We start from the raw sequence: 20,569 nt of genomic DNA, 5'->3' as shown, positions 1-20,569 counted from the left end.
ACCATCGCGAGCAAGCCCGCTCCCACAGAGTTAAGTGACCAGCCAGGGTTTAGGTCTGGCTGTCGCCATCGTCGGCATCGCTGCTGTCATCGCCAGAGCTGCCGCCCTGGCCGTCAGCAACACCAACACCACTTAAAGCGGGCGATAGACCTGTTTGGAATAGCCGGGCATAAAAAAAAGCGAAGCCCGAAAGCTTCGCTTTTTTTAACCCGTAAACGCCGGAGCGCTTAGTGGTGCTCACGCGTTGCGCGGAAGCTGATGTCTGGCCAACGCTCTTCCATCAACGCCAGGTTGACGCGGGTCGGAGCCAGGTAAGTCAGGTGCCCGCCGCCATCGACGGCCAGGTTTTCGACGGCCTTGTTGCTGAACTCTTCCAGCTTCTTTTTATCGCTGCTGTCGATCCAGCGCGCCGAGTACACAGTGATTGGCTCGTAGGAGCATTCCACTTTGTATTCTTCTTTCAAGCGGCTCGCGACCACGTCGAACTGCAGCACACCCACGGCGCCCAGAATGATGTCGTTGCTGCGCTCCGGGAAGAACACCTGGGTGGCGCCCTCTTCGGCCAGTTGCTGCAAGCCTTGGCGCAGCTGCTTGGACTTGAGCGGATCGCGCAGACGCACGCGACGGAACAGTTCCGGGGCGAAGTGCGGAATACCGGTGAAGCTGAGGTTTTCACCCTCGGTAAAGGTGTCACCGATCTGGATGGTGCCGTGGTTGTGCAAACCGATGATGTCGCCCGCGTAGGCTTCTTCGAGTTGTTCACGCTCGGAGGAGAAGAACGTCAGTGCATCGCCGATACGCACGTCTTTGCCAGTACGCGCGTGGCGCATCTTCATGCCCTTTTCGTACTTGCCCGAGCAAATGCGCATAAAGGCGATACGGTCGCGGTGTTTAGGGTCCATGTTCGCCTGAATCTTGAACACGAAGCCCGTGAATTTTTCTTCAACGGGCTCAACCACACGCTCGTTGGCCACACGGGCCAGCGGCATCGGTGCCCAGTCAACTACCGCGTCCAGCACGTGGTCGACACCAAAGTTGCCCAGCGCCGTACCGAAGAACACCGGGGTCAGTTGGCCGTCGAGGAACTCCTGCTGGTTGAACTCGTGGCAGGCGCCCTGCACCAGCTCAAGCTGTTCGACAAAACGATCGTACTCGTCACCCAGGTGGGCGCGGGCTTCGTCGGAGTCGAGCTTTTCGATGATTTTGGTTTCGGTACGTTCATGACCGTGCCCGGCGGTGTAGACGATGATGTAGTCGTCCGCCAGGTGGTAAACGCCCTTGAAGTCGCGGTAGCAACCAATCGGCCAGGTGATCGGCGCGGCCTTGATTTTGAGGACGGCTTCGATCTCGTCGAGCAATTCGATCGGGTCACGAATGTCACGGTCGAGTTTGTTGATGAAGCTGACGATCGGCGTGTCACGCAGACGGCAAACGTCCATCAGGGCGATGGTGCGCGGCTCAACACCTTTACCGCCGTCGAGCACCATCAACGCCGAGTCGACCGCCGTCAATGTGCGGTAGGTGTCTTCCGAGAAGTCTTCGTGGCCCGGAGTGTCGAGCAGGTTGATCATGTGGTCGCGATACGGGAACTGCATGACCGACGTGGTAATCGAAATACCCCGTTGCTTTTCCATTTCCATCCAGTCGGAGGTGGCATGGCGGTCGGACTTTCGCGATTTCACCGTACCAGCGACCGCAATCGCCTTGCCCATCAGCAAGAGCTTCTCGGTGATGGTGGTTTTACCCGCATCGGGGTGGGAAATAATGGCGAAAGTGCGGCGTTTCGCGACTTCGGCGGCCTGATGGGTCATGGGAAATCGCCTGACAATTGATTCAAAAAAGGGCGCGGATTATAGCCCAAATCAGGGACGTACAGCCACCGTTCACGCCCTTGCTCGTCGGACAAGGGTGGCAATGTGCCGTAAAAAATGTGAACCTTTTAAACAGTGGAGGCGTCCATTCCTTTGATACGACAACGTGTCAGGGGCTGAATTATCAGCAAGTTAGTCTGACGAGGCTGCGCTAATGACAGGCCATTGGGGTGCATTTCGCCCCACCTGTTGCTCTTCGCGAACGCATTGCCGGCAGCCAGAAATGGCCTTGCCACACGGTAATGTGTCCGCCGACTGAAAAAAAAGGAGTCCGCCTATGGCTAATCGCTATGGTAAAGGGCTTATAGGATGCGCGGTTGTGATCGCGGTCCTGGCCCTGTTGGTCCACTGGATCGGCATAAGCACTATCGAACACTATCAAGATGATCTGTTGTTCTACCTGCAAGCCCACCTGTACCTCGTACTCGCTTCAATGTTTATCGCCCTCCTTGTAGGGATACCCGCTGGCATTGCGTTAAGCCGACCGAACATGGTCGGGCATGCCGAACGTTTCATGCAGGTCTTCAACATCGGTAACACCGTTCCACCGCTTGCAGTACTGGCCATTGCCCTGGGTTTTCTGGGGATCGGCAGTGGGCCTGCTATCTTCGCGCTGTTTCTCGCCTCGTTGCTGCCCATTGTGCGCAACACCTACGAAGGCCTGAAAAACGTTCCTGCCTCACTCAAAGAAGCCGCTGTCGGTATCGGCATGACCCCGCGCCAAGTGCTGTGGCGTGTCGAATTGCCCAATGCCGTGCCCATCATCATGGGCGGCGTGCGGGTTGCACTGGCGATTAACGTCGGTACTGCGCCGCTGGCCTTCCTGATTGGCGCCAACAGCCTGGGCAGTCTGATTTTCCCTGGCATTGCCCTCAACAATCAGCCGCAATTGATCCTTGGCGCAGCCTGTACCGCGCTGTTGGCATTGCTGCTCGACGGCCTGGTGATACTCATCAGCCGCCGCTGGTTGGAACGCGGTCTGCGACCTTCATAGGTCGGGCTGAGGAAAGGAATAATCATGAAGAAAATTAGCTTGATATTAGGCTGCATCCTGCTGTTCGCAGGAATTGTTCAGGCCGCAGAAAAACCCACCATCCGCATCGGTGCGCGGGTGTTTACCGAGCAAACCCTGCTCGCGGAAATCACCGCCCAGTACCTCAACAGCAAGGGCTATAACGCCCAGGTAACCGGCGGTCTGGGCAGCAGCCTGGCACGCAGCGCCCATGAAACCGGGCAACTGGACATGGTCTGGGAATACACCGGCGTGTCGCTGGTGGCCTACAACCACATCACCGAGAAGCTCGACAAAGATCACGCCTACGACCGCGTGAAAGAAGTCGACGCGAAAAAGGGCCTGATCTGGCTGCACCCGTCCAAGTTCAGCAACACCTATGCGCTGGCATTGCCACAAAACGTGGCTGAAGAGTTCCCGGACATCAACACCATCAGTGACTTGGACAAGGCGCTGCGTGACCCGGAAAACAAAAACGCCCTGATGGCACTCGACACCGAGTTCGCCAACCGCTCCGACGGTTTGCAAGGCATGGTCAAGCTGTACGACATGGACCTGACGCGCAAAAACATCCGCCAGATGGACGCAGGCCTGGTCTACACCGCCCTTAAAAACGGCCAGGTGTTTGCAGGGCTGGTGTACACCACTGACGGTCGTTTGAGCGCCTTCAACCTCAAGCTGCTCGACGACGACCTGCACTACTTCCCGGACTACACCGCCGCGCCAGTGGTGCGTAAAGCCTTCCTGGATGCGCACCCGGACCTCGAAGCGCAACTCAAGCCGCTGGCTGACCTGCTGGACGACGAAACCATGCGTCAGCTCAACGCTCGGGTCGACGTTGACCACGAAAGCCCGTCCAAAGTCGCCGCAGACTTTCTGCGCCAACATCCACTCAACTGAGGAGAAGACATGGAATTTCTAAACGCCTTTTCCCACATGGACTGGTCGCTGGTTGCGCATCTGACATGGCAGCACATCACCTTGGTCGGCATTGCCGTCACCCTGGCCATTGTGGTCGGCGTGCCGCTGGGCGTGCTGATGACCCGCTTCCCGTCGCTGGCTGGCCCCATGCAAGCCAGCGCCACAGTGATGCTGACCATCCCGTCCATTGCACTGTTTGGTCTGCTGCTGCCGTTTTACTCGAAGTTCGGCCAGGGCCTGGGCCCGATGCCCGCCATTACCGCCGTGTTCCTGTATTCGCTGCTGCCGATCATGCGCAACACCTACCTCGCCCTCACCGGCGTAGAGCCGGGTATTCGTGAAGCGGCACGCGGCATCGGCATGACCTTCGCCCAGCGCCTGCGCATGGTTGAACTGCCCATCGCTGTGCCGGTGATTCTGGCCGGTGTGCGCACCGCCGTGGTGATGAACATCGGTGTCATGACCATCGCCGCCACCATCGGTGCTGGCGGTCTGGGTGTACTTATTCTGGCTGCAATCAGCCGCAGCGACATGTCGATGCTGATCGTCGGCGCGGTCCTGGTCAGTGTTCTGGCCATCGTCGCTGACCTGCTTCTGCAATGGCTGCAACGCTCGTTGACTCCAAAAGGATTACTGAAATGATCGAACTTCAAAACCTCAGCAAGACCTTCCAAAGCAACGGCAAAGACGTCAAAGCCGTGGACTCGGTGAGCCTGACCGTCAACGAAGGCGAAATCTGCGTGTTCCTCGGGCCATCGGGTTGCGGCAAAAGCACCACGCTGAAGATGATCAACCGCCTGATCAAACCGACCTCCGGCAAGATTTTGATCAACGGCGAAGACACCACCGACCTCGACGCGGTGACACTGCGCCGCAACATTGGCTACGTGATTCAGCAGATCGGTCTGTTCCCGAACATGACCATCGAAGAAAACATCACCGTGGTACCGCGCCTGCTGGGCTGGGACAAACAAAAGTGCCATGCCCGTGCCCGCGAACTGATGAGCATGATCAAGCTGGAACCCAAGCAGTACCTGCACCGCTACCCGCGTGAACTGTCGGGTGGCCAGCAACAGCGTATCGGCGTGATCCGCGCCCTGGCGGCCGACGCCCCGCTGCTGTTAATGGATGAGCCGTTCGGTGCGGTCGACCCGATCAACCGCGAAATGATCCAGAACGAATTCTTCGAGATGCAGCGTGCGCTGAACAAGACCGTGATCATGGTCAGCCACGACATCGACGAAGCCATCAAGCTGGGCGACAAGATCGCCATCTTCCGTGGCGGCAAGCTGCTGCAGATGGACCACCCGGACACCCTGCTCGCGCACCCGGCCGACGACTTTGTCAGCAACTTTGTCGGCCAGGACAGCACGCTCAAGCGCTTGCTGCTGGTCAAGGCTGAAGACGCGGCCGACAACGCACCGTCGGTGAGTCCGGAAACGCCGGTGGCCGAAGCGCTGGACCTGATGGACGAGCTGGACCGCCGCTATGTCGTCGTCACCGACGCCGACAACAAGGCGCTGGGCTATGTCCGCCGTCGCGACCTGCACCGCCAAACCGGCACCTGCGGCCAATTCCTGCGTGAATTCAACGCCACGGCGGCCTACGACGAACACTTGCGCATCCTGCTGTCGCGCATGTACGAGTTCAACCGCTCCTGGTTGCCGGTGATGGACGCCGAGCGTGTGTTCCTCGGTGAAGTGACCCAGGAATCGATCGCCGCCTATCTGAGTTCGGGCCGTTCACGCGGGGCCAAAACCAGCATCGTTTCACCGGCTGAAATAGCCTCCGCTTAAACCGCCCCTGTAGGAGCGAGCTCGTCTCGCGAGCTTTTGGCCTTTAAAAGATCGCGAGACAAGCTCGCTTCTACAGAGCTTATCCAACACGAATCATGATCTGAGCCATCACTGCCTGGCCATTGATGGTGCACCGCCCGTCCTTATGATGGCTCGCATGCCTTTCGCTGCGAGCCTGACCCATGACCCACGCCAAAACCCTCTATGACAAGCACATCGATGCGCACACCGTGTGCGCGCTCGATGACCAAGGGCATGTTTTGCTCTACATCGACCGTCAGGTCATTAACGAATACACCAGTCCGCAAGCCTTCAGCGGTTTGCGTGAGGCCGGGCGCGATGTGTGGCGCCCGCAAACTGCACTGGCGGTGGTTGACCATGTGAACCCGACCGCTCCATTGCGCGTTGCCGCCATGGCCGATGCGGGTGGGGCGTTACAGGTGTCGTACCTGCAACAGAACTGCGAAAAGTTCGCCATCGAGCTGTTTGATGTGCTCGACAAGCGCCAGGGCATCGAACACGTCATCGCCCCGGAACAAGGGTTTATCTTGCCCGGCATGGTGATCGCCGCCGGTGACAGCCACACCACCACCTACGGCGCACTGGGTGCGTTTGGATTCGGCATCGGCACCTCGGAAATCGAGCACCTGCTGGCCACCCAGACCCTGGTGTATAAACGCCTGAAAAGCATGCGTGTCACAGTCGACGGTGAGCTGGGCACAGGGCTGACCTCCAAAGACGTGATCATGGCTCTGATCGGCAAGATCGGTGCCTCCGGCGCCAGCGGCTACGCCATCGAGTTTGCCGGTTCAACCATTGAGGCGCTCAGTGTCGAAGCGCGCATGACCATCTGCAACATGGCCGTCGAAGCCGGTGCTCGCGGCGCCTTTATGGCCCCCGATGACAAAGTGTTCGCCTACCTGCAACTCAAGCCACGCGCCCCGCAAGGCGAGCAATGGGAACGCGCCGTGGCCTGCTGGCGCTTGCTGTACAGCGATCCCGGCGCACGCTTCGATCAAGAAGTGCACCTGGACGCCAGCGAGTTGCAACCCATGGTCACCTGGGGCACCAGCCCCGACCAGGCCGCCACCATTGGCAGCACCGTGCCTGACCCGCTGGGCGTGAGTGATTTGATTCTGCGCCAGGACATGCGCCGCGCCTTGAACTACATGGGCCTGGAGCCCGGCATGGCGCTGAATGAAGTGGTCATCAGCCACGCCTTTATCGGCTCCTGCACCAACGCCCGGATTGAAGATTTACGCGAAGCGGCCCACGTTGTGCGCGACCACAAAGTCGCAGCCCATGTTCGCGCCATGATCGTTCCAGGCTCCACCCAGGTGCGCGATCAGGCTGAAGCAGAAGGCTTGGCGGAGATCTTTATCGAAGCTGGATTTGAGTGGCGCCAGTCTGGCTGCTCGATGTGCCTGGCGATGAACGATGACGTGCTCGCGCCCGGCGACCGCTGCGCCTCCAGCACCAACCGCAACTTCGAAGGCCGCCAGGGCGCCGGGGCACGCACCCACCTGATGAGCCCGGCCATGGTCGCGGCCGCCGCCATTACCGGCCACCTCACTGACGTTCGCCAACTTGCCGGGAGACTCTGAGCATGCAACCTTTCACCACCGTCAGCGGCAAGGCCGCGCCCCTGCTCGCCGCCAATATCGACACCGACGTGATCATGCCCAAGCAGTTTCTTAAAGGTATTGATCGCAACGGGCTGGATCGCGGCGTGTTTTTCGACCTGCGCTTTCTGCCCTCGGGCGCGCCAAACCCTGAGTTCATCCTCAACCAGCCCGCGTGGCAAGACGCACGTTTTCTGGTCACCGGGCCGAACTTCGGCTGTGGTTCCAGCCGCGAGCATGCGGTCTGGGGCTTGAAACAGCTGGGTATCCGCGCACTGATTGGCAGCAGCTTCGCCGGGATTTTCTATGACAACTGCCAGCGCAACGGCGTGCTGGTGATCACCCTGGAAGACGTATTGGTGCAGGCGCTGGGCCGACTCATCAGCCAGCCCGAAACGGCTGAAATCACGATAGACCTGATCACGCAAAGCATCCGCCTGGCGGAGGGTTCAGTGATTGAATTCAAGATCGACGATTTGCGCAAAACCGCGCTGTTACAGGGGCTGGATGCGATAGGCAGCACCTTGCAGCGCAGCGTGCAGATTCGTGAATTTGAGCAGCGGCATTTGCAGGCTAATCCCTGGTTGCGCTGAAAAGCGCCCTCACCCCAGCCCCCTGTAGGAGTTGCCGCCCCGTCTTCGACGCCGCACTGTCGCGCATCAAACAGGACACTGTAGTCGCTGACGAGGTACGAAGGCTGCGATCGGCTGCGTGCAGCCGTAAAACCATCCACTTCGGGATTCTTGGGTACATATCCATTGCTGCGGCAACGGCCACTTAGGGTTCCGCCCTTACGGCGCGTCACTTTGAAAGCGCAAAGTAACCAAACGCTTTTTGCCCCAACCCCTCGGTGCCTCGCTGTGGCTCGGCATGCCCTCACCACAGGCCTTACTCCGTGGGCCCGCCGCGATCGGCCATCCCTGGCCGTGTCGCGGCTAACCCGGCGTCCTGCCGGGTTACCCACTGCGCAAAACCTGCGTTCGGCCAGCGTGGTTTAACGGGGCCTCTCAGATCAAAAGCCAGATCAAGATCAAAAGATCGCGAGCAAGCTCGCTCCTACAAGGCCTTTAGAATCAATCACTTATTTTATGTTTGATAAGAGCGAGCTTGTCTCGCGATCTGTTGATCTTTAAAAGATCGCGAGACGAGCTCGCTCCTACAAGGTGGAGAGTTGTCGCAAGTGCGCCTGCAAAAACTCCACACACACCCGCAACTTGCCAGAATTGGCCAACCGCGTCGGGTACACCGCCCATACGTCGGCGCTTTGCCGGTAGTCGGCCAGCACTTGCACCAGCCGCCCTTGGTCCAGCAGCGGTTTTACATCCCACATCGAGCGCAGCAACACACCGCGCCCGTCCAGCGCCCACTGCAATACGATTTCGCCGCTGTTGGAAGACAGCGGCCCGCTAACCCTCACGCTGGCTTCACCTTCCGGGCCTTGCAGTTGCCAGATACCAAACGCGTTGTCGCGCTCTTTGAGCACCAGGCAATCGTGCTGCTGTAAATCTTGCAGCGACTCAGGCACGCCCCGGCGCGTGAGGTAGTCGGGCGAGGCGCACAGCACGCGGTTGTTGGTCACCAGACGACGGCCGATGTGTTGACCGGCAATGTCATCGCCCACATGGATTTCCAGATCGAACCCTTCATGCACAATGTCCACCACACGATCAAACACATCCAGGCGGATTTCCAGTTCGGGGTACTGCTCGGTCAGTAACGAAATGGCCGGCGCGACATGGTTGCGGCCAAAGCCAAAGCTGCTGCACAGGTGCAAACGGCCACGGGGCTCTGTATGCGCTTCGGACAGTTCGTCCTGCAATTGCTGAACATCATCGAGGATGCGTACCGCCCAGCGCTGCACCCGCTCACCGTCGTCGGTCAGGGCGACACGTCGACTGGTGCGGTGCAGCAAGCGGCTGCCCAGGGTGGTTTCAAGGATCTGGATACGTTTGCTGACATAGGCCGGGGACAACCCCAGCTCTTCTGCCGCCGCGGCAAAGCCGCCTTTGCGCACGACCGTGAGGAACACCCGCAGGTCTTCAGGCAGCGGCGCAGTGTCTTTTTTGGGCGGCATGGTCATGAACGCGTGGCGACAAGAATGCAGAGAATAGCTCAGCGCAAAAAAGGCAGCACGTGCTCAAGCAGCAATTGGGGGACTTCTTCGCCAATGTAGTGCCCACACGGTAACGCCTGACCACGCACATCGGTTGCGACTTTCTGCCATTCGGCCAGCGGGTCGAAACAGCGACCGACCGTCCCTTGCGCGCCCCACAGCACCAGCACCGGCAGGTTCAGGTGCCGACCGGCGTCGATGTCTTCGCGGTCATGCTCAAGGTCAATGCTGGCGCTGGCGCGGTAGTCCTCGCAGATCCCCCGCGCCGTACCCGGCAATTGAATGCAGCGCACGTATTCGGCCAGCGCAGGCGCCGTAAACGGCTGCAAACCGGCGCTGCGACTGCCCATCACGCTCAACAGGTATTGCTCGGGGTCGGCTTCGATCAGACGCTCCGGCAGCGGCGCCGGGCGAATCAAAAAGAACCAGTGCCAGTAAGCCCGGGCAAAGGCTTCGTCGGTCTGCGCGTACATCGCCAGCGTCGGGGCGATGTCGAGCATCACCAAACGGCTGACGGCCTGCGGGTGATCCAGCGCCAGACGATGAGCCACGCGCGCGCCGCGATCATGGGCCAGCACCGAAAACTGCTCAAACCCCAGGCTGCGCATCAACGCCAGCGAATCGCGGGCCATTTCACGTTTGCTGTAGTTGCTGTGATCGGCCACCGCTTCGGGCTTTTCGCTGTCGCCGTAACCGCGCAAGTCGGCCGCGACCACCGTGAAGTGCTCCGCCAACTGCTCGGCGACTTTGTGCCAGATGACGTGCGTTTGCGGGTGGCCATGGATCAGCAACAAACCCGGCCCGCTGCCGCCAATACGGTAGGCAATGTGAACGCCATTGACCTGGCGCTGAGCTGTTTGAAATCCCGCGAACATGAGGCTGCTCCTTCTAATGGTCAGCCCATGCTAGGGCCCTCAAATTTTGCTGCAAGGGCCAAACCGTGGCGGCTCGGTTCATGAAGTGTGATACATCGCATCGCCCCCCCTCATTGAGCGGGCAAGAACACACAGGCGGTCAAACCGCCCCCTTCACGATTGCTCAGCGTCAGGCTGCCCTTGTGGCTGACGGCGATGCGCTTGGCGATACTCAAGCCCAAACCAAAACCGCCGGACTGATCGTTGCGCGAGTGATCGGCGCGCACGAACGGGTCGGTGATCGACTGCAACACCGCTGGCGCAATGCCCGGCCCGCGATCGTTGATGCGCAACGTTACGCCGCTAGACGAGCGCTCGACCTCAAGGGTGATGTCGCAGGCATAGGCTTGTGCGTTTACCAGCAAGTTCTGCAAGCAACGGTGCAACAGCACGCCGTTGGCGTAGATCATCCCGCCCCGACCGCTGACCGGCAACGGCTCGGCGGGGGTCGACAACTCTGCGCACAGGTTGCGCAACACACTGTCGACATCAATAAACTGGCACGTGTGCTGGTTGGCGCTCTGCAAATAGACGAGTACCTGGGTAATCATCTTGTCCATTTGATAGATGTTCTGCTTCAAGCGTTCACGCTGATCGAGATCGCTCAACCGCTCGATGCGCAAGCGCATGCGGGTCAATGGCGTGCGCAGGTCGTGGGACACCGCCGCAAGAAAAAAGCTCTGGTCATTGACCATCGCGACAATCTGTTTTTGCATGGCGTTGAAGGTCTGGGCGGCTTGGCGAACCTCCAGCGGCCCTTCAACCGCCAACGGCTTCTGATCCAGGTTATCGCCCAGCGCATTGGCGGCGTCACTCAGCCGTTTAAGCGGGCGCAGGCACAGCCGCACCGCCAGCCAGCACATGCCGATCACGCCGATAATGCGCACCACATAGACCCGCAGAATGTAGTCGGCAATCAAGGCCCACGCCGACTCACCGCTCCAGCCCTGCAACTCGTGCCCCTCGATGCTCAACCAATGACCGTCGGCCAGCGGCACCGCGAAGTCGATGTGCGCCGTGGCCGTTTGCAGGCCAAACAGGCTGCGCCAGACCAGCGGCTGCCCTTCGGCATCGGTGAGGTCGACCTCGATCATTTCAACCGTGGGCTCGTGCCCCAATTCATATGCCAGCGCCTGTTTCAATAGCAGCGCTGTGCGTCGGGCAGCACGGTCGTTTTCAGGTTGGATGTCGGGTTTCGCGGCCAGACACCTGACCGTGTAATTGGCCGGTGCTGTCTGCGGCTGACCCGGCAAACAACCGGGCTGGTCAATCAGTGGTGCGGTTCGGCTGGCCATTAGCCGGACCGGGGCTTCAAGCACCTGTGCATAACGCACGTCGAACCAGATGCTGCTCGACAACAATTGAATGGCCAGTGTGCCGCTGACAAGAATCAGCGTCAGTTGGCCAAACAGGGTTTTCGGCCACAGGCGCATCAACCCCTTCAGCAGCAGGTCGCGCACCGGGCTAAACCGCCGCTTCAGGGCTGGAGACACTCAACAGATAGCCTTCATTGCGCACGGTCACGATCTGCACGGGCCCGTCCTTGAAATGCTGGCGAAGGCGGCTGATGCACATGTCGATCGAGCGATCGTCGGGCGCGTATTCACGACCCATTGCACTCAGCGTTAATTGATCGCGGGACAGTACCTGCTCACGGGCCTGGAGCAAATCACGCAACACCCTGAAATCGGAGCGCGGCAAGGTAAGGATTTGACCATCCGCGGTGTGCAGCAGGCGCTTTACATCATCGAGGCGATAACCGGCGAACTCGCGATGGGTCGTGGCCGGGCGATCCACAACGGACTCGGCCCGTGTTTGTCGACGCATCACCGCCTTGATTCTGGCCACCAGCTCACGGGGCTCGAAAGGCTTGGTCAGGTAATCATCGGCGCCCACTTCCAGACCAATGATGCGATCCAGCGCTGAGCCTTTGGCCGACAGCATGATCACACTCAGGCCGGGGCGCGACTGCAACTGGCGACACAGGCTGAGGCCGTCTTCGCCCGGCAGCATGACGTCCAGCACCACCAGGTCGACCGCCTGGCGCTCCAGGTGTGCCCACATCTCCAGGCCATCGGCGGCGGCCAGCACCTGATCGCCGTTCTCACTCAGGTAGTCGCACAACAACTCGCGGATTTCATCATCGTCATCCACCACCAGCAGCGTCTTGGCGTCTGGAAGCGGTTTGGCGGCGGGCAAAATGTACCGTTCATTACATTCCATTACACATCCAGACATATCCGTAATAGTGCCTGACGGCGCGATGCCTAAAATGCTACCAAACATTATCTGCAAATACGAAGTATTACCAATGACAACGCAGGGCATGATGACGGACCTCTCAGCACGACCATTGATGTTAAGCACCCCTTCTCGCCTTTCAGCACACCGCAGCCCTGTCGCAATCATGGTCGCCATGGGCCTCAGTGCAATGCTCGGCATGGCCAGCCAACAGGTTGGCGCCGCGTCGCTGGAACTCGACACCCTCAATGTCCAGGGCACCCAGCCCTCCGCCGATGAAAGCACCGGCCAACTGGGTTACACCGTCAAGAGCACCACCAGTTCGACGGGCATGAAACTTACCCCGCGCCAAACTCCGCAGTCGGTCACCACCATCACTCAGGAACAAATGGCCGACCGCCAGATCACCAATATCGAGCAAGCGCTGGACAGCGCACCCGGCATCACCATGAGCAAGTCGGAAGTGGGCGGGCGCACCGAGTACCGGGCACGCGGCTATCCGATTACCAACTGGAAAACCGACGGTCTGCAGTTCCCGGGCGGCTCGGACTTCAGTGGCGCCGGCAACTCGCTGAACATGGACATGTACGAACGTATCGACATCGTTCGCGGTGCCAATGGCCTGTTGGGCGGCACCGGCGACCCGTCGGCCACCGTCAACCTGATGCGCAAACGTCCGGGCTTCGAGTTTGGCGGCCGTGCTTACGCCACCTATGGCAGCTGGGATAAACGGCGCCTGGGCGCTGACCTCAACGTGCCCTTGTCAGAAGATGGCCGCTTGCGCTCGCGCCTGGTCATGACCCAAGAAGACTCCAACTCTTTCCGCGACCATCAATCCGACCGTTCGCGGGCCGCACTGGCCAACTTTGAATTTGACCTGACCGACGCCACAACCCTGGGCGCTGGCTATCAATACGAGTACTACAAAAACGTCGGCGGCGGCTGGGGTGCGAACATCCCGATCTGGTATGGCGATGGCAGTAAAACCCACCTGCCGCGAAGCACCAACGTGGTGCCGAGCTGGAGTTTTGGCGAATACACAACCCGTACGGCGTTTGGCTCGCTGGAGCATCGTTTTGACAATGACTGGACGCTCAACGTCAAAGCCTCGCAAAGCACCACTGAAGCCTTGAATCACCGTGGGCTGGCCAAGGTCAACTCCAAAGGCGGCGGCGCATTCGGCGGCTACTGGAATCAGGATGGCACCGGCGCCGTACTCAACGGCCTGCACAGCTCCACCGACACCACCCAGCAATCGGCGCAAGTCGACGTGACCGGCCCTTTCAGCCTGTTTGGCCGTACCCATCAGGCCATGTTCGGCTACAACGACAGCCGCACCGTCGCCTGGTCGCCTCAGTACCGTTGCAACATGGTCAGCGATGACCGCACCAGCGCCAGCGCGTTGGGGTGCCAGTTCCGCGCCAACAACGGCTTCCCGATTACCGACTGGCACAACGGGGTGGACAGCGACTACCGGATCAACGCCTACAAGACCGGCCTGCACACCAAAACCACCACCCGCCTGCAAGGCATGTATGCGGCCACCCGCCTGAGCATTACCGACCCGTTGTCGGTGATCCTCGGCGCGCGCATCAGCGACTACAGCAGCACCACGTTGTCGACCAACGGTGCGCGCAGCAATCAACAGCAAAACGGTATCGTCACGCCTTACCTGGGCGCGGTGTATGACCTCAACGACACCTACTCGCTGTACGCCAGCTACACCGACATCTTCAGCCCGCAAAGCGAAGAGAACGCCAACGGCAACAAGATCGAGCCGATTCGCGGTCAGAGCTATGAAACCGGTATTAAAGGTGAATGGTTCGACGGCCAGGTCAATGCGCAAGCGGCCTACTTCCTGACCCGTCAGGAAAACAAGGCGGTGACCGATGGCGCCAATACCACGCCCACCGGTAACCAGGCGTACACCACGGGCACTGGCGTAGAAACCGAAGGTATCGACCTCGAAGTCTCCGGCGCATTGACGCCCAACTGGAATGTCTACGGTGGCTACACCTACCTGCACTTTCGCCGCCTCAACGCCGACGGTCAAAGTGACCCCTCGCACCTGTTCAAGGCGTCGACCACCTACCGTTTGTCAGGTGCTCTTGATCGCCTGACCGTAGGCACCGGCGTCACCGCGCAAACCAGCATTCGCGCCACGTCCACCCCGGCGGGCATTCCCACTAACGGTGTGAGCCGCGGCCCTACCGACGTGACCTGGGCGGGTTACGCCATCTGGAGCGCAATGGCCAAATACGACCTCACCGATGACACGGCCGTGACCCTGAATGCCAACAACCTCTTCGACAAAACCTACTACACCCGATACGGCTTTTATGCAGGCGCCATTTATGGTGATCCGCGCAGCCTGTCGTTGACCCTGAGTACTGCATTTTGAGGCCCGGCCAGATCCTTCCCCCCAGGTAAGCCACGCTTCAATGTGCAACTACCGAAGCCCGCCCTATGGCGGGCTTCGTCTATTGGGCAACGGGCAAAAAAGCCACGCTGGGAACATCACACCGTCATCAAGGTCGGTTACTTAAATAGCTCACTTTGGCGACCCGACGAAGGCTTATAAAAATGCGACATTTTTAGTTGATCTCAGCGCAGTCACGCCCTAAAGTTCGCGCCGAACATCCATGCTGGAAACGATCCATCCGGCTCAAGTACTGACGACGAGAGAGCAAGCTTTCGGCGGACATGCCTTGGGAAGTAGGCGAACCAAAGTGGGGATACGGAGGATGTTCATTTGCACCCATTGATTTATGACGTTTGCCACTTAGGAGTCCCTACGTATGTCGATTCAGGTCGAAGAATATTTCGCGCGCGAAACCTTCCAAAAAATGAAGGCGTTCGCTGACACCCAAGAAACCCCGTTTGTGGTGATCGACACCGCCATGATCGCTCAGGCCTATGACGACCTGCGCGCGGGTTTCGAATTCGCCAAGGTGTACTACGCGGTCAAGGCCAACCCGGCCGTTGAAATCATCAACCTGTTGCGCGACAAAGGCTCGAGCTTCGACATCGCTTCGATTTACGAGCTGGACAAAGTCATGGCCCAGGGCGTGACCCCGGATCGCATCAGCTACGGCAACACCATCAAAAAATCCAAAGACATTCGCTACTTCTACGAAAAAGGCGTGCGCCTGTTTTCGACCGACTCCGAAGCCGACCTGCGCAACATTGCCAAAGCCGCACCGGGTTCCAAAGTCTACGTGCGCATCCTCACTGAAGGCTCGACCACGGCTGACTGGCCGCTGTCGCGCAAGTTCGGCTGCCAGACCGACATGGCCATGGACCTGCTGATCCTGGCCCGCGACCTGGGCCTGGTGCCTTACGGTATTTCGTTCCACGTGGGTTCGCAGCAGCGCGACATCAGCGTGTGGGACGCGGCCATCGCCAAAGTCAAAGTGATCTTCGAGCGCCTCAAAGAAGAAGACGGCATCGTGCTCAAGCTGATCAACATGGGTGGCGGCTTCCCGGCCAACTACATCACCCGTACCAACAGCCTGGAAACCTACGCCGAAGAAATCATTCGCTTCCTGAAAGAAGACTTCGGTGACGACCTGCCAGAAATCATTCTGGAGCCGGGCCGTTCGTTGATCGCCAATGCCGGGATTCTGGTCAGTGAAGTGGTCCTGGTCGCCCGCAAGTCGCGCACCGCTGTTGAGCGTTGGGTGTACACCGATGTCGGCAAATTCTCTGGTTTGATCGAAACCATGGACGAAGCCATCAAGTTCCCGATCTGGACTGAAAAGAAAGGCGAAATGGAGGAAGTGGTCATCGCCGGTCCTACCTGCGACAGCGCCGACATCATGTACGAAAACTACAAGTACGGCCTGCCACTCAACCTGGCCATCGGTGATCGCCTGTACTGGTTGTCGACCGGTGCCTACACCACCAGCTACAGCGCCGTTGAGTTCAATGGCTTCCCGCCGCTGAAGTCGTTCTACCTGTAAGCCTTACAAAAAAACCTCCCCGGATTGGCCTCCGGGGAGGTTTTTTATGGCCTGAAGGTGCCGCCGATGGGTGTCACACCGCCTGCTGCAAGGTGTTGATTCGCGCTTGATACACCTCACCCATGGCCCGAATGGCCGGCTCTTTGGCCTCAAGCAACGCGACGCGGCTGACCCGCAAAAACTTCAGGTTGCCGATGGCCTGGGCACGCTCCAGCCAGACCAGAGCACCCTCTACATCACCGCGCTCGGCCAGCACGGCGGCGTGGCTGAACTGCCCGCGAAAATCACCGGCATGGGCGGAGCGTTCATACCATTGGCGCGCGGCCTGCGGGTCTGCCGGGCAATAACGACCGTCTTCAAGGTAGCGCCCCAGCAAGTTCATTGACTTGGCGTGCCCCAAGTGCGCGGCTTCGCGGTACAGCGCAAACGCTGCGTATTGGTCTTGCACCACACCGCGACCGGTCGCCAGCAAGTTGGCGTAGTTGTACAGCCCCCAATCAAGCCCGCCCTGAGCTGCCAAGCGGTAATGGCTGGCAGCCGCGCGCTCATCCAGTTCGCACCCCCAGCCATGTTCAAGGCAGCGCCCGAGCATGTTGCGCGCCATCAAGTGCCCGCCGTTGGCAGCAATGGCGAACCAGCGAAAGGCCAACGGCACGTCGCGCTCAATGCCCTGCCCTTCCAGCAGGATCTGGCCGAGCAGCGCTTGCCCTTCAAGGATGCCTTGCTTGGCGGCCATCAAAATGGCTTGTGCGGCACGGGCCGGGTTCTCGGCGAGCATGCTTTGCAGTTGCTCGCCGCTGAGCAGTTCTTCGCGGCGTAATTGAAAGCTCATGGCTTACACCTCAACCCAGCGGCGCAACAGGTTGTGGTAGGTGCCGGTGAGTTGAATCAGTGACGGGTGATCGGGTACATCGCGGCTCAATTGCTGAATGGCGTTGTCCATCTCGAACAGCAAGGTGCGCTGGCTGTCTTCACGGACCAGGCTTTGGGTCCAGAAAAACGAGGCAAAACGGGCGCCACGGGTCACCGCGTTGACCTTGTGCAAGCTGGTGCCGGGGTACAGCACCATATCCCCCGCCGGGAACTTGACCTGCTGTACACCGTAGGTGTCCTGGATCACCAGCTCCCCGCCGTCGTAGTCCTGCGGGTCACTGAAAAACAGGGTGGCCGACACGTCCGTGCGCACCCGCTCCGGGCTGCCCTTGGGCTGGCGCACCGCATTGTCGATATGAAAGTCGAAGCTGCCGCCACCGGTGTAGCAGTTGATCAGCGGCGGGAACACTTTGTGCGGCAAAGCCGCCGACATGAACAAAGGGTTTTGCCACAAGCGTTCGATCATCGCCGCGCCGATTTCCTTGGCCAGCGGGTGACCTTCGGGCAATTGCAGGTTGTGCTTGGCTTTGGCGGACTGATACCCGGCGGTGATTTTGCCGTCGGCCCACTCTGTGGCCATCAGCGCCTCACGGATGCGCTGGACTTCTTCACGGGAGAACAAGCCGGGAATGTGCAGCAGCATGGCGCGATACCTGAACAAGAGAAGGGTGCCAATGGTATTGATTCTTATTGCTCGTGTAAAACTTTGTTAAAAATCGGGAGACGAATAGCCTTGCAAAACCCGTAACGGCAAATTGTAAAGAATGTAAATTTAGCGCGAATAGTAATCCCTCTCAATTGTTAGGAGGAATTGTTTGCACTATATTCCGCCCTCAAATTCCGGGGGGAGGGATCTTCACATGTCGCGCCAACGTATAAAAATACCTGCCAATTCACCGCGTTTACTGGCTTCGGCCATCGGTGTAGCGCTCACGGCAACCTCTGCTAACCAGATGGCCCAGGCCGCTGAAAGCACCGAAAAGCCAGTGCAGGGCAACAGTATTTCTTTGGGTGCAACCACCGTGACCGGTGAGCAGACCCAGCAGTCGTACCAGACAGAAAAAGCCAGCTCCCAGAAGTACACCGCGCCGCTGGTCGACACGCCGCGCTCGGTCACCGTCATCCCGCAGCAAGTGCTGCAAGACACCGCCGCCACCTCGCTGCAAGACGCCCTGCGCACCGTACCGGGTGTGACATTCGGCGCAGGCGAAGGCGGCAACCCGCAAGGCGACCGTCCTTTTATTCGTGGTTTTGACGCCCAGGGCGATACCTACCTGGATGGCGTGCGTGACGCAGGCGGGCAAACCCGCGAAATTTTCGATATCGAATCCATCGAAGTCAGCAAAGGCCCGAACTCGTCGTTCGGTGGCCGCGGCTCGGCGGGCGGTAGCTTGAACCTGGTGAGCAAGACCCCAAAACTGGGCGACTTCCTCAACGGTGGCTTCACCTACGGCTCGGACCAGACCCGCCGCTACACCGTCGACATCAACCGTCAGTTCCTCGACACCGCCGCGTTCCGTCTGAACCTGATGAGCCACGAGCAAAACGTCGCAGGCCGTGATTCGGTCAACTACGACCGCTGGGGCATCGCCCCCTCGCTGACCTTCGGCCTGGGCACCGACACCCGTCTGAACCTCAGCTACTACCACCTCAAAAGCGACGATCTGCCAGATTCGGGCATTCCTTACGGCTACGGCAGCGCGTCTAAAACCGCCGCGCACGTACACGACAAACCGGACGACGGCGGCAACAGCAACAACTTCTACGGCCTCAAAGACCGCGACTTCCGCAAGACCCGTGTCGATATCAGCACCATCACGTTCGAACACGACTTCAACGATTCGATGACCGTGAAGAACACCTTCCGTCACGGCAACACCGGCCAGGACTACATCCTGACCCAGCCGGACGACAGCCAGCACAACGTGAACCAGTACGGTACCGTTTGGCGCCGCGCCAACACCCGTGTGTCGACCACCCAGACCACCACCAACCAGACTGACCTGTACGGAAACTTCAACCTGGCGGGCTTCAAGAACACCTACTCCACCGGTGTTGAGTTCACTCGCGAAGAAACCCGCGCCAGCGGCTACACCGTGACGCCGAACAGCAACCCTAATTGCACCCCGGACAAAGTCGGCAACAGCGGCGGCCAGTGCACCTCGCTGTCCAACCCGAACCCGAGTGACGAGTGGACCGGCACCGAAGCGCGCAACTACTACGGCACCAACACCGTGGGCGTGACCAAAGCCGCCTACGTGTTTGACACCATCGAACTCGACCCGCAATGGCTGCTCAACGCCGGCCTGCGTTACGACCAGTTTGATACCACCGCGAACACCAACGCCGCGACGGGCCGTACCAAAGCCAAAAACGACAGCAACTTCTTCAACTGGCAGACCGGCCTTGTCTGGAAACCCCTGGATAACGGCAGCGTTTACCTGTCCTATGCCACGTCGGCCACACCGCCAGGCGGCATCGTTGGTGAAGGCGTCGAAGGTAATGGCCTGGTCACGCCGGGCAGCATCATCACCAGCGACCTGAAGCCTGAAGAAACCGTTAACTACGAACTGGGCACCAAGTGGGATGTGTTCCAGGACCGTCTGTCCCTGACCGCTGCGGTGTTCCGTACCGAGAAGAAAAACACCCGTGTCCTGACCGACTCGTACACCTATGAAAACGCCGGTAAATCCCGTGTAGACGGTATCGAGCTGTCGGCCAGCGGCAAAATCACAGACAAGTGGCAAGTGTTTGCAGGCTACAGCTACCTGAAAAGCGAGCTGGTTGATCCGGGCATGAAAGCCAACCGTAACGGCAGCGTGAACACGGCTGCAGTGTCGGACAAAGGCAACGAAATGCCGAACACGCCGAAAAACAGCTTCAGCCTGTGGACCACCTATGAAGTCATGCCGAAGCTGACCATTGGCGGCGGTGCGTTCTATGTCGACGCGGTCTATGGCGACACGGCGAACACCGTTTATGTGCCGTCCTACACTCGCTACGATGCGATGGCCAGCTACAAGCTGACCAAAAACATCGACCTGCAACTGAACGTGCAAAACCTGACGGACAAAACGTACTACGACAAAGCGTATGCGGCACACTTCGCCAATCAGGCGGCAGGCCGTACAGCCTTGTTGACTACCAGCTTCCACTTCTAAGCGCGCAAGCCACTGTGGGCCAGCCCACAGCGACAACCAGTGCCCCGACCCAACCATGGCCGGGGCATTTGCGTGTAAACAAC

The 20,569-nt window shown here is 59.4% G+C and carries 17 protein-coding genes; 9 read left to right on the top strand and 8 right to left on the bottom strand.

Annotated elements, in window-relative coordinates; translation table 11 throughout:
* Positions 1–49 precede the first annotated feature (49 nt).
* Together GHO32_RS00560 and GHO32_RS00555 are read right to left on the bottom strand one after the other, a co-directional pair.
* Positions 50–241: a hypothetical protein gene (locus GHO32_RS00560; protein WP_153335287.1), complete on the bottom strand. Its 192-nt coding sequence runs from the start codon at positions 239–241 to the stop codon at positions 50–52.
* The gene (locus GHO32_RS00555) at positions 228–1,811 is read right to left on the bottom strand and encodes a peptide chain release factor 3 (protein WP_153335286.1); all 1,584 of its coding nucleotides are present in this window, start codon (positions 1,809–1,811) and stop codon (positions 228–230) included. The genes GHO32_RS00560 and GHO32_RS00555 overlap by 14 nt, the downstream gene beginning before the upstream one ends.
* 337 nt (positions 1,812–2,148) lie before the next feature.
* On the opposite strand from GHO32_RS00555, the gene GHO32_RS00550 reads away from it, so the two are divergent.
* From GHO32_RS00550 to leuD, 6 genes are all read left to right on the top strand, one after another.
* On the top strand, positions 2,149–2,865 hold the full coding sequence (locus GHO32_RS00550; protein WP_048367262.1) for an ABC transporter permease: 717 nt from the start codon (positions 2,149–2,151) through the stop codon (positions 2,863–2,865).
* 24 nt (positions 2,866–2,889) lie between these two features.
* A complete protein-coding gene (locus GHO32_RS00545) occupies positions 2,890–3,783 on the top strand; it encodes a glycine betaine ABC transporter substrate-binding protein (protein ID WP_153335285.1) in 894 nt (297 codons plus the stop codon).
* Between the two features lie 9 nt (positions 3,784–3,792).
* Entirely contained in the window at positions 3,793–4,446 is a 654-nt protein-coding gene (locus GHO32_RS00540) for an ABC transporter permease (protein WP_153335284.1), read from the top strand.
* Positions 4,443–5,600: a betaine/proline/choline family ABC transporter ATP-binding protein gene (locus GHO32_RS00535; protein WP_153335283.1), complete on the top strand. Its 1,158-nt coding sequence runs from the start codon at positions 4,443–4,445 to the stop codon at positions 5,598–5,600. Before GHO32_RS00540 ends, GHO32_RS00535 begins: the two co-directional genes overlap by 4 nt.
* Before the next feature lie 182 nt (positions 5,601–5,782).
* A complete protein-coding gene (gene leuC / locus GHO32_RS00530; RefSeq protein WP_153335282.1) occupies positions 5,783–7,204 on the top strand; it encodes a 3-isopropylmalate dehydratase large subunit in 1,422 nt (473 codons plus the stop codon).
* A complete protein-coding gene (leuD, locus tag GHO32_RS00525) occupies positions 7,201–7,815 on the top strand; it encodes a 3-isopropylmalate dehydratase small subunit (RefSeq protein ID WP_178113826.1) in 615 nt (204 codons plus the stop codon). Before leuC ends, leuD begins: the two co-directional genes overlap by 4 nt.
* Positions 7,816–8,378: 563 nt before the next feature.
* Here leuD and GHO32_RS00520 read toward each other — a convergent pair.
* From GHO32_RS00520 to GHO32_RS00505, 4 genes are all read right to left on the bottom strand, one after another.
* Positions 8,379–9,296 (bottom strand): LysR substrate-binding domain-containing protein, encoded by a 918-nt coding sequence (locus GHO32_RS00520; RefSeq protein WP_178113821.1) that lies wholly within the window; start codon positions 9,294–9,296, stop codon positions 8,379–8,381.
* Positions 9,297–9,334: 38 nt separating this feature from the next.
* Positions 9,335–10,210 carry an alpha/beta fold hydrolase gene (locus GHO32_RS00515; RefSeq protein WP_153335279.1) on the bottom strand — a complete coding sequence of 292 codons (876 nt, stop codon included), beginning with the start codon at positions 10,208–10,210 and terminating at the stop codon, positions 9,335–9,337.
* A 110-nt stretch (positions 10,211–10,320) separates the two neighbouring features.
* Positions 10,321–11,694, bottom strand: coding sequence for an ATP-binding protein (locus GHO32_RS00510; protein WP_153335305.1), 1,374 nt, complete (start codon positions 11,692–11,694; stop codon positions 10,321–10,323).
* Positions 11,695–11,713: 19 nt separating this feature from the next.
* On the bottom strand, positions 11,714–12,472 hold the full coding sequence (locus GHO32_RS00505) for a response regulator (protein ID WP_153335278.1): 759 nt from the start codon (positions 12,470–12,472) through the stop codon (positions 11,714–11,716).
* Positions 12,473–12,656: 184 nt separating this feature from the next.
* On the opposite strand from GHO32_RS00505, the gene GHO32_RS00500 reads away from it, so the two are divergent.
* Both GHO32_RS00500 and GHO32_RS00495 read left to right on the top strand, forming a co-directional pair.
* Positions 12,657–14,891: a TonB-dependent siderophore receptor gene (locus tag GHO32_RS00500; RefSeq protein WP_153335304.1), complete on the top strand. Its 2,235-nt coding sequence runs from the start codon at positions 12,657–12,659 to the stop codon at positions 14,889–14,891.
* A gap of 397 nt (positions 14,892–15,288) precedes the next feature.
* Positions 15,289–16,452, top strand: coding sequence for a type III PLP-dependent enzyme (locus GHO32_RS00495; protein ID WP_153335277.1), 1,164 nt, complete (start codon positions 15,289–15,291; stop codon positions 16,450–16,452).
* 73 nt (positions 16,453–16,525) lie between these two features.
* Here the strand turns inward: GHO32_RS00495 and GHO32_RS00490 are convergent, their stop codons facing one another.
* Positions 16,526–17,284, bottom strand: a complete 759-nt coding sequence (locus GHO32_RS00490; RefSeq protein ID WP_153335276.1) for a tetratricopeptide repeat protein — start codon at positions 17,282–17,284, stop codon at positions 16,526–16,528.
* 3 nt (positions 17,285–17,287) lie between these two features.
* A complete protein-coding gene (locus GHO32_RS00485; RefSeq protein WP_153335275.1) occupies positions 17,288–17,968 on the bottom strand; it encodes a Fe2+-dependent dioxygenase in 681 nt (226 codons plus the stop codon).
* A 217-nt stretch (positions 17,969–18,185) separates the two neighbouring features.
* On the opposite strand from GHO32_RS00485, the gene GHO32_RS00480 reads away from it, so the two are divergent.
* Positions 18,186–20,486 carry a TonB-dependent siderophore receptor gene (locus tag GHO32_RS00480; RefSeq protein ID WP_153335274.1) on the top strand — a complete coding sequence of 767 codons (2,301 nt, stop codon included), beginning with the start codon at positions 18,186–18,188 and terminating at the stop codon, positions 20,484–20,486.
* Positions 20,487–20,569 lie beyond the last annotated feature (83 nt).

Source organism: Pseudomonas sp. FSL R10-2189 (assembly GCF_009600325.1).
In the GTDB taxonomy this organism is placed as follows: Bacteria; Pseudomonadota; Gammaproteobacteria; order Pseudomonadales; family Pseudomonadaceae; genus Aquipseudomonas; species Aquipseudomonas helleri.
Note: the sequence above shows the minus strand (reverse complement) of the source record. Positions and strands in the feature narration are given on the sequence as shown.

Coding starts and splice junctions, on each gene's coding strand:
- GHO32_RS00485 (WP_153335275.1), bottom strand. CDS start 17,968: ATGCTGCTGCACATTCCCGGCTTGTTCTCCCGTGAAGAAGTCCAGCGC.
- GHO32_RS00480 (WP_153335274.1), top strand. CDS start 18,186: ATGTCGCGCCAACGTATAAAAATACCTGCCAATTCACCGCGTTTACTG.
- GHO32_RS00535 (WP_153335283.1), top strand. CDS start 4,443: ATGATCGAACTTCAAAACCTCAGCAAGACCTTCCAAAGCAACGGCAAA.
- GHO32_RS00500 (WP_153335304.1), top strand. CDS start 12,657: ATGGTCGCCATGGGCCTCAGTGCAATGCTCGGCATGGCCAGCCAACAG.
- leuC (WP_153335282.1), top strand. CDS start 5,783: ATGACCCACGCCAAAACCCTCTATGACAAGCACATCGATGCGCACACC.
- GHO32_RS00495 (WP_153335277.1), top strand. CDS start 15,289: ATGTCGATTCAGGTCGAAGAATATTTCGCGCGCGAAACCTTCCAAAAA.
- GHO32_RS00515 (WP_153335279.1), bottom strand. CDS start 10,210: ATGTTCGCGGGATTTCAAACAGCTCAGCGCCAGGTCAATGGCGTTCAC.
- GHO32_RS00490 (WP_153335276.1), bottom strand. CDS start 17,284: ATGAGCTTTCAATTACGCCGCGAAGAACTGCTCAGCGGCGAGCAACTG.
- GHO32_RS00540 (WP_153335284.1), top strand. CDS start 3,793: ATGGAATTTCTAAACGCCTTTTCCCACATGGACTGGTCGCTGGTTGCG.
- GHO32_RS00555 (WP_153335286.1), bottom strand. CDS start 1,811: ATGACCCATCAGGCCGCCGAAGTCGCGAAACGCCGCACTTTCGCCATT.
- GHO32_RS00505 (WP_153335278.1), bottom strand. CDS start 12,472: ATGGAATGTAATGAACGGTACATTTTGCCCGCCGCCAAACCGCTTCCA.
- GHO32_RS00545 (WP_153335285.1), top strand. CDS start 2,890: ATGAAGAAAATTAGCTTGATATTAGGCTGCATCCTGCTGTTCGCAGGA.
- GHO32_RS00550 (WP_048367262.1), top strand. CDS start 2,149: ATGGCTAATCGCTATGGTAAAGGGCTTATAGGATGCGCGGTTGTGATC.
- GHO32_RS00520 (WP_178113821.1), bottom strand. CDS start 9,296: ATGCCGCCCAAAAAAGACACTGCGCCGCTGCCTGAAGACCTGCGGGTG.